The sequence below is a fragment of the Micromonospora sp. NPDC047793 genome (genome assembly GCF_040642635.1).
In the GTDB taxonomy this organism is placed as follows: Bacteria; Actinomycetota; Actinomycetes; order Mycobacteriales; family Micromonosporaceae; genus Micromonospora.
In genome coordinates this window covers 44,711-60,817 of sequence record NZ_JBEYSG010000029.1, presented here as the reverse complement: position 1 = coordinate 60,817, position 16,107 = coordinate 44,711, and the positions used below count along the sequence as shown (strand labels likewise).

Annotated in this window: 15 protein-coding genes; 12 read left to right on the top strand and 3 right to left on the bottom strand. The window is 73.8% G+C overall.

The annotated features are described in order from the left end of the window. Positions 1-165 precede the first annotated feature (165 nt). From ABZ738_RS31810 to ABZ738_RS31785, 6 genes are all read left to right on the top strand, one after another. A complete protein-coding gene (locus tag ABZ738_RS31810; RefSeq protein WP_357219512.1) occupies positions 166-2,103 on the top strand; it encodes a primosomal protein N' in 1,938 nt (645 codons plus the stop codon). Between the two features lie 282 nt (positions 2,104-2,385). After that, positions 2,386-3,369 (top strand): AAA family ATPase, encoded by a 984-nt coding sequence (locus tag ABZ738_RS31805; RefSeq protein ID WP_131055808.1) that lies wholly within the window; start codon positions 2,386-2,388, stop codon positions 3,367-3,369. A 55-nt stretch (positions 3,370-3,424) separates the two neighbouring features. After that, complete coding sequence (locus ABZ738_RS31800; protein ID WP_131055814.1) at positions 3,425-4,693, top strand: cytochrome P450; 1,269 nt, start codon at positions 3,425-3,427, stop codon at positions 4,691-4,693. 43 nt (positions 4,694-4,736) lie between these two features. Further along, positions 4,737-5,297, top strand: coding sequence for a peptide deformylase (def, locus tag ABZ738_RS31795; protein WP_131055810.1), 561 nt, complete (start codon positions 4,737-4,739; stop codon positions 5,295-5,297). 4 nt (positions 5,298-5,301) lie between these two features. Further along, on the top strand, positions 5,302-6,228 hold the full coding sequence (gene fmt, locus ABZ738_RS31790; RefSeq protein ID WP_131055812.1) for a methionyl-tRNA formyltransferase: 927 nt from the start codon (positions 5,302-5,304) through the stop codon (positions 6,226-6,228). Beyond that, positions 6,225-7,640, top strand: a complete 1,416-nt coding sequence (locus ABZ738_RS31785) for a transcription antitermination factor NusB (RefSeq protein WP_303393482.1) — start codon at positions 6,225-6,227, stop codon at positions 7,638-7,640. Before fmt ends, ABZ738_RS31785 begins: the two co-directional genes overlap by 4 nt. A gap of 53 nt (positions 7,641-7,693) precedes the next feature. Here ABZ738_RS31785 and ABZ738_RS31780 read toward each other — a convergent pair whose 3' ends face one another. Together ABZ738_RS31780 and ABZ738_RS31775 are read right to left on the bottom strand one after the other, a co-directional pair. After that, positions 7,694-8,578, bottom strand: a complete 885-nt coding sequence (locus tag ABZ738_RS31780; RefSeq protein WP_357219503.1) for a septum formation family protein — start codon at positions 8,576-8,578, stop codon at positions 7,694-7,696. 78 nt (positions 8,579-8,656) lie between these two features. Then, positions 8,657-9,544 (bottom strand): septum formation family protein, encoded by an 888-nt coding sequence (locus ABZ738_RS31775; protein ID WP_176093310.1) that lies wholly within the window; start codon positions 9,542-9,544, stop codon positions 8,657-8,659. Between the two features lie 246 nt (positions 9,545-9,790). Between ABZ738_RS31775 and rpe the strand changes: the two genes are divergently transcribed. The 6 genes from rpe to ribH all read left to right on the top strand — a co-directional run bounded on the left by rpe (position 9,791) and on the right by ribH (position 15,352). Beyond that, positions 9,791-10,471: a ribulose-phosphate 3-epimerase gene (gene rpe / locus ABZ738_RS31770; protein WP_176093311.1), complete on the top strand. Its 681-nt coding sequence runs from the start codon at positions 9,791-9,793 to the stop codon at positions 10,469-10,471. Then, complete coding sequence (locus ABZ738_RS31765; protein ID WP_254876775.1) at positions 10,437-11,453, top strand: response regulator; 1,017 nt, start codon at positions 10,437-10,439, stop codon at positions 11,451-11,453. The genes rpe and ABZ738_RS31765 overlap by 35 nt, the downstream gene beginning before the upstream one ends. A gap of 375 nt (positions 11,454-11,828) precedes the next feature. Continuing rightward, positions 11,829-12,890 carry a bifunctional diaminohydroxyphosphoribosylaminopyrimidine deaminase/5-amino-6-(5-phosphoribosylamino)uracil reductase RibD gene (ribD, locus tag ABZ738_RS31760; RefSeq protein WP_176093312.1) on the top strand — a complete coding sequence of 354 codons (1,062 nt, stop codon included), beginning with the start codon at positions 11,829-11,831 and terminating at the stop codon, positions 12,888-12,890. Positions 12,891-12,892: 2 nt separating this feature from the next. Next, positions 12,893-13,510: a riboflavin synthase gene (locus ABZ738_RS31755; protein WP_357219498.1), complete on the top strand. Its 618-nt coding sequence runs from the start codon at positions 12,893-12,895 to the stop codon at positions 13,508-13,510. A gap of 76 nt (positions 13,511-13,586) precedes the next feature. Next, complete coding sequence (locus tag ABZ738_RS31750) at positions 13,587-14,846, top strand: bifunctional 3,4-dihydroxy-2-butanone-4-phosphate synthase/GTP cyclohydrolase II (RefSeq protein ID WP_131057558.1); 1,260 nt, start codon at positions 13,587-13,589, stop codon at positions 14,844-14,846. 5 nt (positions 14,847-14,851) lie between these two features. Next, entirely contained in the window at positions 14,852-15,352 is a 501-nt protein-coding gene (ribH, locus tag ABZ738_RS31745) for a 6,7-dimethyl-8-ribityllumazine synthase (RefSeq protein ID WP_176093313.1), read from the top strand. 61 nt (positions 15,353-15,413) lie between these two features. On the opposite strand, the gene ABZ738_RS31740 is transcribed toward ribH, so the two are convergent. Further along, positions 15,414-16,067, bottom strand: coding sequence for a hypothetical protein (locus tag ABZ738_RS31740; protein WP_357219495.1), 654 nt, complete (start codon positions 16,065-16,067; stop codon positions 15,414-15,416). Positions 16,068-16,107 lie beyond the last annotated feature (40 nt).

Sequence of the window (16,107 nt, the reverse complement as noted above, 5' to 3'; positions counted from 1 at the left end):
GGCGGCGTATGGGCATTTCGGTCGGGAGTTGCCGGATCTGACGTGGGAGAACACGGACCGGGCCGCCGACCTCAAGTCGGCCGCAGGAGCCTGACCGGCACGAGGAGTGACGACCGGCGACCCGCTGACGGGTCGCCGGTCGCTCGTGTCTGTGTCGACGTACCGCTGCCGCACCTGGATCGGCTCTTCGACTACCTGGTCCCGTCGGACCTCGCCGACGACGCGGTCCCCGGCGCGCGGGTGAAGGTCCGCTTCGCCGGTCAACTCGTCGACGGTTGGGTGCTGGAACGGGCCGACCGCTCCGACCACCCGAAGCCGGTGTACCTGACCAAGGTGGTCTCGCCGGTGCCGGTGCTGGCACCCGAGGTGGCACGGCTGGCCCGGGCCGTCGCCGACCGGTACGCCGGCAGCCTCGCCGACGTGCTGCGCCTCGCCGTGCCGCCCCGGCACGCCCGCGTCGAGAAGGAGATCCTCACCCCGCCCTCCGACCAGGCGCCGTCGGTCACCGAAGCCACCCCCACCCCGGAGACGCCCCCCACCCCCGAGACACGCGATCCGGGTGGGTGGCGGGACTACCCGGCCGGACCGGCGCTGCTGCGCGCCCTGACCGAGGGGCGGTCGCCCCGGGCCGTCTGGTCGGCGTTGCCGGGGGAGGACTGGGCGGCCCGCTACGCCACCGCCGTCGCCGCCACCGTGGCCTCCGGCCGGGGTGCGCTCGTGGTGGTCGCCGACGGCCGGGACCTGGACCGGCTCGACGCCGCGCTCACCGCCACGCTGGGCGCCGGGCGGCACGTCTGCCTCTCCGCCGCGTCGGGACCGGCCCGTCGCTACCGGGCCTTCCTGACCGCCCGCCGCTCCACCGCCCCGGTGGTGATCGGCACCCGGGCGGCCATGTTCGCTCCGGTGGCCCGGCTCGGTCTGGTGGCCGTCTGGGACGACGGTGACGACCTGCACGCCGAGTTGCGGGCCCCGTACCCGCACGCCCGCGAGGTGCTGCTCACCCGGGCCCAGCTCGACGACGCGGCGGCGCTGGTGGGCGGTTACGCGCGTACCGCCGAGGCGCAACTGCTGGTGGAGACCGGCTGGGCCCGCGAGGTGGTCGCGGACCGGACGGTGCTGCGGGCGCGTACCCCGGCGGTCGCTCCGACCGGCGACGATCCGCAGCTGGCCCGCGATCCGGGCGCGGCGACCGCGCGGCTGCCGAGCCTGGCCTGGACGGCGGCCCGGGAGGCGTTGCGGGCGGATCTGCCGGTGCTGGTGCAGGTGCCCCGTCGGGGTTACATGCCCTCGGTGGCCTGCCAGGACTGCCGGACCCCGGCCCGCTGCCCGCACTGTGCCGGGCCGCTGGCGTTGTCCTCCGCCGGACGGCCGCCGGCCTGCCGCTGGTGCGGCCGGGTCGCCGCCGCGTACGCCTGCCCGCACTGCGGGGGACGGCGGCTGCGTGCCTCGGTCACCGGTGCCCGGCGTACCGCCGAGGAGTTGGGCCGGGCCTTCCCCGGGGTGGCGGTCCGGACCTCCGGGCGGGAGGAGGTGTTGGCCGACGTGCCCGGCGGCGCCGGACTGGTGATCGCCACGCCGGGTGCCGAACCGGTCGCCGAAGGTGGGTACGGCGCGGTGCTGCTGCTGGACACCTGGGCCATGCTCACCCGGGCCGACCTGCGGGCGGGGGAGGAGGCGCTGCGCCGCTGGGCGGCGGCTGCCGCGCTGGCCCGGCCGGCGGCGGCGGGCGGCCGGGTGGTGGTGGTCGCCGACGGCGCGTTGGCGCCGGTGCAGGCGTTGCTGCGGTGGGATCCGGGCTGGTTCGCCGCCCGGGAGCTGGCCGAGCGGCGGGAGTTGGGCTTCCCGCCCGCGATGCGGATGGCCAGCGTGACCGGGCTGCCGGTGGCGGTGGCCGACCTGCTGGCGCAGGCGCGGCTGCCGGAGGAGGCGGAACTGCTCGGCCCGGTGCCGGCCGACGGCGACCGGGAACGGATGCTGGTCCGGGTGCCCCGGGCGCGGGCGGCGGCCATGGCCGAGGCGTTGCACGCGGCGGCGGGGTCGCGCACCGCCCGCAAGGCCGCCGAACCGGTACGCCTCCAGGTCGACCCGCTCACGCTGTTCTGACGCCGAACGGTGACGCTGAGTGACTGCCGGTCGCCGGATGTGACCTGATCCTCGCGTGTGGTGTCGACGCGCCGCTCCCGAGTTGCGCGCGCGGGAGTCCCGTGGTCAAGGTGGTAGCATCGCCCGTCATGCCGGGGCGCACGACGAGTCCAGGTCGTGACGCGGCGTCAGGCACGTGGAGCCGGAGTTGTCGCGGGTCGGCGTGGTGACGGCGGGACCGGGTCGGTCCGGCGCGATATCGATGACGATCCAGTACAGCCGGTGATCAGGGGTGGACCAGTCGTGACCGTTCGTCAGTCGATCGTCTTCAACGGTGACCTCGGCAGCGGCAAGAGCACCGTGTCGGTGGTGATAGCCGAGCGGCTCGGCCTGCGCCGGGTCAGCGTCGGTGACCTGTACCGGCAGATGGCCCAGGAGCGTCAGATGACCGCGCTCCAGCTCAACCTGCACGCCGAACTCGACCAGGCGGTCGACGGCTACGTCGACCAGCTCCAGCGCGACATCGCCGCCTCCGGCGAGAGCCTGGTGATGGACTCGCGGCTGGCCTGGCACTTCTTCACCGACGCGCTCAAGGTGCACATGATCACCGAGCCGGGTGAGGCGGCCCGCCGGGTGCTGCTGCGGCCCTCCGGCCCGGCGGAGAGCTACACCTCGATGGAGGAGGCAAAGGCCAAGCTGCGGGAACGCAGCGAGAGCGAGCGCAACCGCTTCGTGGTCCGGTACGGCGTGGACAAGGCCCGGCTGCGCAACTACGACCTGGTCTGCGACACCACCCGGGCGCCCGCCGGCGAGGTGATCGAGCGGATCGTCGACGCGTACGAGGGCCGGCTCGCCCCGGAGGTGCTGCGCGCCGCGCCGCCGCTGCTGCTGCTCGACCCGGCCCGGGTCTACCCGACCGAGGACGTGACGGAACTGCGCGGGCTCTGGGACTCCAGCGTCGTCGACGAGGTCGTCGCCGCCGGTGAGACCGCCCTGGAGCCGTTGGAGATCGGCTACACCGGCGAGTACTTCTTCGTGGTGGACGGGCACCGTCGCCTCAGCGCCGCGCTGCGCGGCGGGTTCCGGCTGGTGCCCGGCCGGCTGGTGGCCGAGGTCGACGAGCCCGTGGTGGGGGGGATGAGCGCGGTCGACTACTTCGCCGCGCAGGCCCGGCCCAGCCTGATCCACGACTGGGAGGCGGCCCACGACATCCGCCTGCCGCTGCCGGAGCACGCGCTGCTCGGCGGGGACGCGGTGCTGGCGGGGGAGTCCGGCACCGCGGGGTGAACCGCCGCCGTGCGGCGCGGGCATGATGGAACCTCCCGACCCGCAGGAGGCCGCCATGGACGCCGCCGGCACGCTCGCGCTACTCATGTCGCCCACCGGGCGGGTCGATCCCTATCCGGCGTACGAGCGGATGCGTGCTTTCGGGCACGTCGTCCCGGCCGGTCCCGGCTTGTTCGTGGTGACCGGGTACGCCGAGGCCGACGAACTGCTCCGGGACCCGAGTTTCCAGGTGCTCGACGGCGAGTTGCGGGACCAGGTCCTGCCGCAGTGGCGGGAGAGCCCGGCGCTGTCGTCGATCGCCCGGTCGATGCTGCGGACCAACCCGCCGGACCACAGCCGGATGCGGCGCCTGGCGGCGGGCGCGTTCACCCCGCGCCGGATCGCGGGTATGCGGGACGTGGTGTCCGCCCAGGCCGACGAGCTGATCACGGCGATGGCGGCGGCCGGCCGCGACGGCGTACCCGTCGACTTCATGGCCGAGTTCGCCTACCCGCTGCCGGTCGCGGTGATCTGCGAGCTGCTCGGTGTACCGTCCGCCGACCGTCCGCTGTTCCGGCGGTGGGCGGCCGACCTGACCGGGGTCCTGGAACCCGAGATCACCCCGGCGGAGCTGGCCGTGGCCGACGCCGGTGCCACCGAGCTGCGCGACTACTTCACCGAGCTGGTGGCGGCCCGCCGCCGACAGCCGGCCGACGACCTGACCACCGCGCTCGTGCAGGCGCACGACGCCGGTGACCGGCTCTCCGGCGAGGAGCTGCTGGCCAACCTGGTGGTGCTGCTCGTGGCGGGCTTCGAGACCACCACCAACCTGCTCGGCAACGGCCTGGCGGTGCTGCTGGCGCACGCGCGGGAGGCCGACGTGCTGCGCCGCCACCCGGAGCACGCCCCGGCGTACGTCGACGAGCTGCTCCGCTTCGACTCGCCGGTGCAGTTGACCACCCGGACCAGCACCGCGACCGTCCGCCTCGGCGGTGTCGAGGTGCCCGCCGGCAGCTGGATGTTGGTGCTGCTCGGCGCGGCCAACCGCGACCCCCGGCGGTACCCGGAGCCGGCGCGGTTCGACCCGTGGCGGGCCCAGCTCGGCCCGCTCTCCTTCGGTGCCGGCCCGCACTACTGCCTCGGTGCGGGGCTGGCCCGGCTGGAGGCGCAGGTGGCGTTCCCGGCCGTGCTGCGGCGACTGCCCGGGCTGGCTTCGGCGGGCACCCCCCGCCACCGCACCCGGTTGACCCTGCGCGGGTACGACACGCTGCCGGTCACCGTCGGCGAGCTGGCGCCGCACGCCGATCGTGGTGCGCCGACCGGCACCTCCGCGGGCACTCCGTAGACTGGTACGGCACTCCCGTCCCACCGTTAAGGAGCCGACCCGCGTGACCGTTCAGCCCATCCGTCTGTTCGGGGACCCGGTGCTGCGCACGCCGGCCGATCCGGTGGTCGACTTCGACGTCGAGCTGCGTTCGCTCGTCGCCGACCTGACCGACACCATGCGTGAGCGCAACGGCGCCGGCCTCGCCGCGCCGCAGCTCGGGGTGGGCCTGCGGGTGTTCACCTTCGACGTCGACGACGTGCTCGGTCACCTGGTCAACCCGGTGCTGGAGTTCCCCGACGAGGAGGAGCAGGACGGCCCGGAGGGCTGCCTGTCCATCCCCGGGCTGTACTTCGACACCAAGCGACGGCAGAACGTGATCGCCAAGGGCTTCAACGGCTACGGCGACCCGATGCAGATCGTCGGCACCGGCCTGATGGCGCGCTGCGTGCAGCACGAGACCGACCACCTGGACGGGGTGCTCTTCATCGACCGGCTGGACCAGGCCGGCCGCAAGGAGGCGATGAAGGCGATCCGGCAGGCCGAGTGGTACGACGTCGCCGCGCCGCCCACGGTGAAGCTGAGCCCGCACGGCAGCGGCAGCCCCTTCGGTCTGGGGCGGTGAGTCGATGCGCGTGATCTTCGCCGGTACGCCGGCCGTCGCCGTCCCCGCCCTCGCCGCCGTGGCCGCCTCGCGGCACGAGCTGGTGGCCGTCGTCACCCGGCCGGACGCCCCGGCCGGACGCGGTCGTGGCCTGCAACGCTCACCGGTCGGCGCCTGGGCCGACGAGCACGGCGTCGAGGTGCTGACGCCGGCCCGTCCCCGGGAGCCGGAGTTCCTGGAGCGGCTGCGCGAGCTGGCACCGGACTGCGTGCCGGTGGTCGCCTACGGCGCGCTGGTGCCCCCCGTGGCGCTGGAGATCCCCCGGCACGGCTGGGTGAACCTGCACTTCTCGCTGCTGCCGGCCTGGCGGGGTGCCGCACCCGTGCAGCACGCCGTGCTGCACGGCGACGAGCTGACCGGGGCCAGCGTCTTCCAGTTGGAGGAGGGGCTGGACACCGGGCCGGTGTACGGCACCCTGACCGACGAGATCCGACCCGCCGACACCTCCGGCGACCTGCTGGAGCGGCTGGCCGACAGCGGTTCAGGGCTGTTGGTGGCGGTGCTGGACGCGCTGGAGGACGGCACCGCCCGCGCCGAACCGCAGCCCGCCGACGGGGTCTCGCTGGCCCCGAAGCTGACCGTCGAGGATGCCCGGGTGCGCTGGGCCGACCCGGCGTTCGCGGTGGACCGCCGGATCCGCGCCTGCACCCCGGCGCCCGGCCCGTGGACGACCTTCCGGGACGAGCGGGTGAAGCTCGGCCCGGTCACCCCGGCACCCGACGGCCCCGATCTCAAGCCCGGTGAGCTGCTGGTGGAGAAGGCGCGGGTGCTGGCCGGCACGGCCACCGTCCCGGTCCGCCTCGGCGAGGTGCGTGCGGCGGGCAAGCGGGTCATGCCGGCGACCGACTGGGCACGCGGTGTCCGGGTCGCCACCGGGGAGGAGTTCGCGTGAGGGAGACCACCGCTCGTCGAGGGCCCGAGCGCCGTGGCCCCCGGAGCGGGCGCAACGCCGCGGACCGGCCACGTCACGCCGCGTACGAGGCGGTCGCGGCGGTGCATCGGGACGACGCGTACGCCAACCTGGTGCTGCCGGCGATCCTGCGCGACGAGGGACTGATCGGCCGGGACGCCGCCTTCGCCACCGAGCTGACCTACGGCACGCTGCGCCACGTCGGCACGCTCGACGCGATCCTCACCGCCGCCGCCGGTCGGGACGTGCAGCGGATCGATCCGCCGGTCCGTGACGCGTTGCGGATCGGCGCGTACCAACTCCTGCACACCCGGGTGCCCGCCCACGCGGCGGTGTCGTCCACCGTCGACCTGGTGCGGGTGGTGGGCCCGGGGGCCACCGGCTTCGCCAACGCGGTGCTGCGCGAGGTCGCCGAGCGCGACAACGAGGCATGGGTGGCCCGGCTGGCACCGCCGCTGGAGACCGACCCGATCGGTCACCTCGCCCTCGCCTACAGCCATCCACAGTGGATCGTCCGGGCGTTCTCCGAGGCGCTCGGCGGGGACCTCGGCGAGACCACCCGACTGCTGATCGAGGACAACGAGCGCCCGCCGGTGCACCTGTGCGCGCGGCCGGGCCGGGCCGACCCGGTCGAACTCGCCGACGAGGTGCGTGGCGCTCCGGGCGCCTTCTCGCCGTACGCGGTCTATCTCGGCGGCGGTGCCCCCGGCGACCTGGCGGCGGTGGTCGACGGCCGGGCGCACGTGCAGGACGAGGGGTCCCAGTTGGTGGCCGACGCCCTCGCCGCCGCGCCGCTGGACGGGCCGGACGGCCGCTGGCTCGACCTCTGCGCCGGTCCCGGCGGCAAGTCGGGGCTGCTCGGCGCGATCGCCGCGCAGCGGGACGCGCGGTTGACCGCGGTGGAGGTGGCCGAGCACCGGGCCCGACTGGTCGAGAACGCGACCCGGGGGCTGCCGGTGACCGTGCTGCACACCGACGGCCGGCTGGTCGGCGGCGAGCCGAAGCTGCCGGAGGAACACTTCGACCGGGTGCTGGTCGACGCGCCCTGCACCGGCCTGGGCTCGCTGCGTCGCCGGCCGGAGTCGCGCTGGCGGCGCCAGCCCTCGGACCTGCCCGCCCTGACCCGGTTGCAGCGTGAGCTGCTCACCGCCGGGCTGCGGGCGGTACGCCCCGGCGGGGTGGTGGCGTACGTGACCTGCTCGCCGCACGTGGTCGAGACGCACGTGACGGTCACCGAGGCGGCCCGCCGCTGCGGCGCACCGGTGGACTTCGTGGACGCCCGGCCGTTGCTGCCGGCCGGCATGCCCGGGCTCGGCGACGGGCCGACCGTGCAGTTGTGGCCGCACCGGCACGGCACCGACGCGATGTTCCTGGCTCTGCTGCGCCGCACCTGAGCCTCGCCGCACCGCGTTCCCGGGCCCGGGCGAAGCGCCCCGGGCCCGCCGGGTCAGGTGATCGGCAGGGCCCGGGTGCCGCCGCCCTTGAGTGACCGGGTCAGGGTGCGCTCGTGCAGCCACAGGAAGCACTGCACCCCACGGTCGCCGCTGCGCCAGTCCGGCTCGGAGGGGTGGTAATAGATCGTGCCGACGCGGTATTGCAGGTTGCCGTCGTCGGGTACGCCGGCGTACTTCGCGATCAGACTGCGGCAGGCGCGGTGCGCCCGCGCGCTGTCCTTGAGGAACGCCGAGTAGCTGGTGGCCGGGGCCTTCCACACCCCGACGAACTCGGCCCGGTGCCGGGCGCTGCACTTCACGGCCACCATCTCGGTGACGTCGTCACCCTTGGTCTCGGCCTCGAAGCAGCCGTGCCGCAACGGCGACGACCCCTCCAGCGTGCCCGCCAGGCTGGCGGTGCGGCGGACCGGGTTGGGGGTGTCCAGCCCGCGCATCTCGTGGGCGTCGCAGCGGAACCAGCGGGCCCCGCCGATCCAGGCCCGGGGCGACGGGAAGACGACGGTCAGCCCGATCCGGGCGGTCCGCCAGTCGCCGCCCAGCACGCCCCGGACGGCCCGGTCGCACTCGCCGTACGCGGTGCGCATCGCCCGGCTGCCGGCCTCGGGCGGAGCCGTCCCGCCCGCCCCGGCCAGCCGCCCGACGTGCAGCGTCTCGGCCCGGTGCGGCTGCGCGCAGTCCACCGGCGCGTACCCGCCGAGGTATCCGACGTCCTGCGGTTGGGTGTGGCAGGTCTGCGCCGCCGGGGTGAACACCTCCGGCGCGGCCATCACCGGCCAGTCGTCGACCAGGTCACCGTCGATGCCGGCCGGTCTGGTGCTGCACGCGGCCAGCGCCAGCGTCACCGCGCCCAGCGCGACCCCGATCCACCACCGTCGCATCCCCCGTCGACCTCCTGCCGCGCGTGGCCGTGACCGCGGACACGGCACGCCACGGTGCGGCAGCATACGGCACCGTGGTCAGGTGACGGGTAGTCCCTGCGGGCCGACACCGCGCATGGAGCCGGTCAGCTTGCGGTCGTCGCTCCACAGGAAACACCGCACTCCCCGGTCGCCCTCCTCCCACTCGCGCTGCGACGGCGGATAGAAGATCGAGCCGGCACGGTACGGCAGGTCGGCGTTGTTCGGTACGTCGGCGAAGGAGGCGATCAGCTCCATGCACCGCTGGTGCGCCCGGGCGGAGGAGTCGACGAACTCCTTCCAGCTCATGTCCCGCTCGACGTAGACCCCGACGAATTCGGCGCGGTGCGGTTCGGTGCAGAGCACCGGCGCCATGTAGTTGAGGTTGTCGCCGATCAGCTTCGGGTCGAAACAGCGGTGCACCAGCGGCGAGTCGCCGATGAGGGCGCCGCGCAGGCTGCCGGTGCGGTTGACCGGGCGGGTGTTGTCGATGCTGTCGGTCTCGCTCAGGTCGCAGCGGAACCACCGGGCGCCGCCGTTCCAGGCGGAGACCGAGGGCAGCGCGATGTTCATCGTCAGGCGTGCGGTGTGCCAGTCGCCGCCGAGCACCAGGCGGGCCCGCTGGTCGCACTCGGCCCGCGCGGTCCGCAGCGCCGCCGAGCCCGGTTCCGGTCGCCGTCCCCGCGCGTCCGACCCGGTGAACGTGCCCACGTGGACCGCCTCGGCGAGGTGGTTGCGGGCGCAGTCCACCGTCTCGTATGTGCCCGCCTGCACGATCGGGGTGATCCGGGGCAGGCAGGCACCGGTGGCCGGGACGAACATCGTCGGCGCCCGCAGGGCGGGCCAACCGTTGGTGATGTCGCCGTCCGTCCCGCCCGGCCGTACGCAGCCACTGAGCACCATCGCCGCCGCGCCGGCCAGCGCCAGCGTCGCGAGCCACCGTCGCATCGTCCGCCCTTTCCGGGAACCGTCGCCCGGCTGTCGGCTCCCGTGCCCACCGGCCTGCACGTTACCGTCACCGTCCCCGATGGAGTGTTGCCGCGATTCGGACCATTGGCCAGTCAAGTCCCCGCTTCGTCCGGTTCCACTGGTCCGAAGGGGGTCATTCTGCACCAATGGTCACGCCCGAGTCACCGGGCGTCCCCGTTGGTGGCGTGCTGCCGCGACCGTCGGGCGCGTTCGTACACTGGCCCAGTGACCGTACCGCCGCCGATCGTCGCGCCCAGTATCCTCGCCGCCGATTTCGCCCGTCTCGCCGAAGAGGTCCGTGCCGTCGAGGACGCCGCGGACTGGCTGCACGTCGACGTGATGGACAACCACTTCGTGCCCAACCTGACCATCGGGCTGCCCGTCGTGCAGAGCCTGCGGGCCGCCACCCGGCTGCCCTTCGACGTGCACCTGATGATCGAGGACCCGCAGCGCTGGGCACCCGGCTACGCCGACGCCGGCGCGTACAACGTGACCTTCCACGCCGAGGCGTGTGACGACCCGGCGGCCCTGGCCAAGGACCTGCGGGCGGCCGGCGCCAAGGCCGGCCTGGCGATCGACCGGGACACCCCGATCGAGCCGTACCTGGACCTGCTGCCGAGCTTCGACACGCTGCTGGTGATGACCATCAAGGCCGGCTTCGGCGGGCAGCGGTTCATGCCGCAGTTGCTGGAGAAGGTCCGCCTCGCCCGGCGGCACGTGGACGCCGGCCATCTCGAACTGCGGATCGAGGTGGACGGGGGGATCGCCGCCGACACCATCGAGCAGGCCGCGGCAGCCGGTGCCGACGCCTTCGTCGCCGGCACTGCGGTCTACGGCGCGGACGACCCGGCCGAGGCCGTACGCCGACTGCGTGCGCTGGCGGAGCGCGCGGCGCCCGGAGCCTGAGGTGGAGCCGGCCGGGGAACACAAGGACGTGATCCTGGTCGTCGACGACGACCGGGACATCGCCCGTTTCGTCGAGGTGAACCTGCGACTGCACGGCTTCGAGGTGGTGCTCGCCGGGGACGGTCAGGAGGCGCTCGAACTGATCGAGCGGCAGCGGCCGGACCTGGCCGTGGTGGACCTGATGATGCCCCGGGTGGACGGCCTGGAACTGACCCGGCGGCTGCGCGCCGATCCGATGACCGCCGCGCTGCCGGTGATCATGCTGACCGCCAAGGGGATGACCGTGGACAAGGTCCACGGGCTCAGCGCCGGTGCCGACGACTACCTGGTCAAGCCCTTCGACACCGCCGAGCTGGTCGCCCGGGTCAGCTCCACGCTGCGGCGCAACAAGGAGTTCCGCGAGGTCTCCCCGCTGACCGGGCTGCCCGGCAACAGCCGGATCCGGCGGGAGATCGCCGACCGGATCCGGGTCGGCTCGGACTACGCCGTCGGCTACATCGACGTCGACCGGTTCAAGAGCGTCAACGACCGGTACGGCTTCTCCCGGGGTGACGGCTTCATCTCGGCGCTGGCCCGCAGCCTGCACCGGGCGGTGGTCTCGGTCGCGTTGCCCCCGGCCTTCCTCGGGCACGTCGGCGGCGACGACTTCGTCTTCGTCTGCACCCCGGAGCAGGTCCTGCCGCTCACCTCCCGGGTCTCGGCGGACTTCGAGACGGCCGCCGACGCGCTCTACGACCCGACCGACCGGGAACGCGGCTACGTGGAGCTGAAGGACCGGCGGGGCAACGTCCGGCGGGCCGCGCTGGTCACGCTCTCCATCGGGGTCTCCGTCTCGGACCGGGACAAACGCCTCACCGACCCCCTGGAGGCGATGACGATCGCCTCGGAGATGAAGACCGTGGCCAAGAGCCAACCGGGCTCGTACGTGGCGGTGGACCGCCGTCGGGGTGTCGCCGACCCCGGTCACCGACATGTGAAGTAGCTCGCCGGGGTGGCGCAGAACCCTGCGAAGCGTGTAAGACTTCCCTCAGTACCCACCACGCGCTGGCGGGACTCGGTGTAATTCCGAACCGGCGGTGATCCACGGTCCGACCGTGGTAAGCCCGCGACCCGGGAGCGGTTCGTCCGCCCGGTGGACCTGGTGAGAATCCGGGGCCGACGGTTGGGGGCGGCTGGTCCGCACCCAGACAGTCCGGATGGGAGACAGCGCGCGGGACGGCACGGGCGTGTGGTTCGCCGGACTCTCGGCGTGCCCACCGTCTGCCGGGGGCGGCTGTGCCGTACCCGGATCTGCGCCGCCTGCTCGCGAGTCGATCTTCCTGCCCGCGCGAGCAGAGCGAGAGGGCAGGGCCAGGTGATGGCGAGCGTCTCCGTCGACGAGGCGATGCGTCGCGCGATCGAGCTCGCGGCGCGCGGACTCGGCACGACCAGTCCGAATCCCGTGGTCGGCTGCGTCCTACTCGACGCCGACGGCGAGGTGGTCGGCGAGGGCTTCCACGCGTACGCGGGCGGACCGCACGCCGAGATCGTCGCGCTGGCCCAGGCCGGGCGGCGCGCCAAGGGCGGCACCGCAGTCGTCACCCTGGAACCCTGCGACCACACCGGCCGCACCGGCCCCTGTAGCGCCGCCCTGGTCCAGGCCGGGGTCGCCCGCGTGGTGATCGCCGTACCGGACCCCAACCCGGTCGCCACCGGCGGCGCGGCGACCTTGCGGGCCGCCGGGGTCCGGGTCGACCTGGGGGTACGCGGCACCGAGGCGGAGAGCGGCAACATCGCCTGGCTGACCGCCATGCGCCGGGGCCTACCCTTCGTCATCTGGAAGTACGCCGCGACGCTCGACGGTCGTTCGGCGGCGGCCGACGGCACCAGCATGTGGATCACCTCCGAGGCGGCCCGGATGGACGTGCACGCGCTGCGCGCCACCGTCGACGCAGTGGTCGTCGGCGTCGGCACCGTGCTCGCCGACGACCCCCGGCTCACCGTCCGCAACCTGCGCGACGGCAGCCTCGCCATCCAGCAGCCGCTGCGGGTGGTGGTCGACTCGGCGGGGCGTACCCCGGCCGACGCCGCGGTCCGCGACGGTGCGGCCCGGACCTGGATCGCCACCGCCGCCGAGGTGGGCACCGGCCCGGACGGCGGCGTGGACCTCTTCGCGCTGATGGCCGCGCTGCACGGGCGCGGGGTACGTGCCGTGCTGCTGGAGGGCGGCCCGCGCCTGGCCGGGGCGTTCCTCGCCGCCGGCCTGGTCGACCGCGTCGTCGGCTATCTCGCTCCCCGGCTGCTCGGCGCCGGACCCGCCGCTCTGGTCGACGCGGGTGTGAGCACCATCGCCGAGGCCATCGACCTGGAACTCACCGACGTTACGCAGATCGGTCCCGACCTGCGGATCACCGCGCTGCCCCGAAAGAGGGAGGGCTAGGCATGTTCACCGGCATCGTCGAGGAACTGGGCGAGGTCGTCGGGATCACCCCGACGGCACAGGATTCGGCCACGGTCGCCGTACGCGGCCCACTGGTCACCTCCGACGCCCGACACGGCGACTCGATCGCGGTCAACGGCGTCTGCCTGACCGTGGTGGAGGTCGACGGCGGAGTGTTCACCGCCGACGTGATGGGCGAGACGCTCCGGCGTACGGCGCTGGGCGCGCTGCGCGCCGGCGACCCGGTCAACCTGGAACGCGCCGCCGCACTGAACAGCCGCCTCGGCGGTCACCTGGTGCAGGGGCACGTCGACGGGGTGGGCGAGGTGATCTCCCGGGAACCGGCGCCGCGCTGGGAGACGGTCCGGTTCCGGCTGCCCGCCGCACTCTCCAGGTACGTGGTGGAGAAGGGGTCGATCACCGTGGACGGGGTGTCGTTGACGGTCGCCGAGGTCGGTGACGACTGGTTCTCCGTGGGCCTGATCCCCACCACGCTCTCGCTGACCACGCTCGGCGGCCGGACCGTCGGCGACCCGGTCAACCTGGAGACCGACGTCCTGGCCAAGTACGTCGAGCGCCTGCTCACCGCGCGCTCCACCGGAAGCGGAGTGCCGGCATGAGCGAGCGTCAGCGAGCGAATCATCGGTGCAGTAAGGCGCTGCCTCATGGCGGCACGGAGCGAAGCGGAGTGCCGGCATGACCTTCGATCGCATCGAGGACGCGCTGGCGGAGATCGCCGCCGGTCGACCGGTCATCGTCACCGACGACGCGGACCGGGAGAACGAGGGCGACCTGATCTTCGCCGCCGAGTTGGCCACCCCGGAACTGCTCGCGTTCACCGTGCGGCACACCTCCGGCTTCATCTGCGTACCGCTCACCGAGGACGAGTGCGACCGGCTCGACCTGCCGCCCATGCACCACACGAACCAGGACCGGCGGCAGACCGCGTACACGGTGACCGTGGACGCCCGCGAGGGCGTGAGCACCGGTATCTCCGCCGCCGACCGGGCGCACACCATCCGGCTGCTCGCCGACCCGGCCACCGGCCCGGCCGACCTGGCCCGACCCGGTCACGTGGTGCCGCTGCGGGCCCGCACCGGCGGGGTGCTGCGTCGGCCGGGGCACACCGAGGCGGCCGTGGACCTGACCCGGTTGGCCGGGCTGCGTCCGGCCGGCGTGCTCTGCGAGCTGGTCAACGACGACGGCACCATGATGCGGTTGCCGGACCTGGAGAAGTTCCGGGCCGAACACTCGCTGACCCTGATCACCATCGCCGACCTGATCGCCTACCGACGGCGCACCGAGAAGCAGGTGGAGCTGGTCGCCGACGCGCGGATGCCCACCGAGCACGGGGTGTTCCGGGCGTTGGGCTACCGCAGCGAGTACGACACGGCCGAGCACGTGGCGCTGGTGATCGGCGACATCGGTGACGGGCGCGACGTGCTGGTGCGGGTGCACTCCGAGTGCCTGACCGGCGACGTCTTCGCCTCGGTGCGCTGCGACTGTGGGCCGCAGCTCAACGCCGCGCTGGAGCGGGTGGCCCGGGAGGGGCGGGGCGTGGTCCTCTACGTCCGAGGCCACGAGGGACGCGGCATCGGCCTGTTGCACAAGCTCCAGGCGTACCAGTTGCAGGACCAGGGCCGGGACACCGTCGACGCGAACCTGGACCTGGGCCTGCCGGCCGACGCCCGGGACTACGGCACCGGCGCGCAGATCCTCTACGACCTCGGGGTCCGCACGATGCGGCTGCTGACCAACAACCCGGCCAAGCGGGCCGGGCTGGAAGGCTACGGGCTCACCGTGACCGGCCGTGAGGGCCTTCCGGTGCGCCCGCACCCGGAGAACGTGCGCTACCTGCGCACCAAGCGGGACCGGATGGGGCACCTGCTCGACCTGGACGAGGTGTCGGAGGCCCCGATGGGCCGTCCGGTCGCCGGCAAAGAGATCGGAGCGTAGGCGAGATGGCGGGTTTCGGCGAGCCGGGGACGACCCCGGTCGACGCGTCCGGGATGACCGTGGGAGTGGTCGCCGCACGGTGGCACGGTGAGCTGACCGACCACATGCTGGAGCGGGCGGTCGCCGCCGCGCAGGCGTGCGGGGCGCGGGCCGTGACGGCCCGGGTGGCCGGCTCGGTGGAGCTGCCGGTGGTCGCGCAGGCGTTGGCCCGCCGCTGCGACGTGGTGGTCGCGCTCGGCGTCGTGATCCGTGGCGCGACCGCGCACTTCGACTACGTCTGCCGCTCGGTCACCGACGGGCTGACCCGCATCGCGCTGGACGAGGGCAAGCCGGTGGCACACGGCGTGCTCACCGTCGACACCATCGAGCAGGCCCGCGACCGGGCCGGGCTGCCCGGCTCCGCCGAGGACAAGGGCTGGGCCGCCACCGTCGCCGCACTCGACGCGGCGCTGGCCGTCCGGCAGGTCGCCACCGCCGGCAACCAGCGCGTCGGCTTCGGCGCCTGACCCGCCGACCGGCGATCCGCCTGTCGCCGGGGACCGCGTCCGGGTCCCCGGCGACGGCGGCTCAGGCCTCGTCCTCGTCCGGGTCGAACTGCTCCTTGACGGCCTCCTCGACGGTCTTCGCGCCCAGCGTGGTGACCACCTGGTTGCGGACCGTGCAGCCGGCCCAGTAGGCGCCGGTGGGCTGCGAGCCCGTGATGCTCATGTAGTCGCCGTCCCACTTCGCGACGTCCTTGTTGACGGATTCGAGGTCGGCATCGCTCTTGAGGACGTGCGGGATGCCGTTCTTGCTGATGTACATGAAGTCCGTCGGCATGTAGATCGTCACGTCGTTCACCCCGGCGGCGGCCAGCAGCGTGCCCAGCGTGGTGACGTCGTGCCCGGTGTGGCAGACGAGGAACCAGAGCGTCCGGCCGCTGATGCCGGCCGGGGTGAACTTCGCCGTGACGTCCTGCACGAACTCGTCCAGCCAGCGCCCGCCGACCCAGGGCCGCTCCTCGTGGTGCCGGTCGTCGAGCGCGTAGCCGGAGTGGGCGAGGACGAGTACCGGCTCGCCGGGTGCGAGCGGGGGTGCGAGCGGGGTCTGCATCTCGGCGATCTTGCTGTTCAGCACGGACCGGGCGACGTGCGCCGCGACCGCCTCGTTGGCCTGCAGGCGCGTGAGGTCGGCCGCGAACACGCGGCTCAGCTTGCTCTTGCTCTCGATGATCCAGATCACCAGGAGGTCTCCCGTCGGTGAGGCGTGTCGCCCCAGGATG

Bases quoted from the DNA above. Each gene is read 5' to 3' on its own strand.
- ribH (WP_176093313.1), top strand. From the start codon at position 14,852: ATGGCGGGTTTCGGCGAGCCGGGGACGACCCCGGTCGACGCGTCCGGG.
- ABZ738_RS31775 (WP_176093310.1), bottom strand. From the start codon at position 9,544: ATGCGACGGTGGCTCGCGACGCTGGCGCTGGCCGGCGCGGCGGCGATG.
- ABZ738_RS31750 (WP_131057558.1), top strand. From the start codon at position 13,587: ATGACCTTCGATCGCATCGAGGACGCGCTGGCGGAGATCGCCGCCGGT.
- fmt (WP_131055812.1), top strand. From the start codon at position 5,302: ATGCGCGTGATCTTCGCCGGTACGCCGGCCGTCGCCGTCCCCGCCCTC.
- ABZ738_RS31780 (WP_357219503.1), bottom strand. From the start codon at position 8,578: ATGCGACGGTGGTGGATCGGGGTCGCGCTGGGCGCGGTGACGCTGGCG.
- ABZ738_RS31800 (WP_131055814.1), top strand. From the start codon at position 3,425: ATGGACGCCGCCGGCACGCTCGCGCTACTCATGTCGCCCACCGGGCGG.
- ABZ738_RS31755 (WP_357219498.1), top strand. From the start codon at position 12,893: ATGTTCACCGGCATCGTCGAGGAACTGGGCGAGGTCGTCGGGATCACC.
- ribD (WP_176093312.1), top strand. From the start codon at position 11,829: ATGGCGAGCGTCTCCGTCGACGAGGCGATGCGTCGCGCGATCGAGCTC.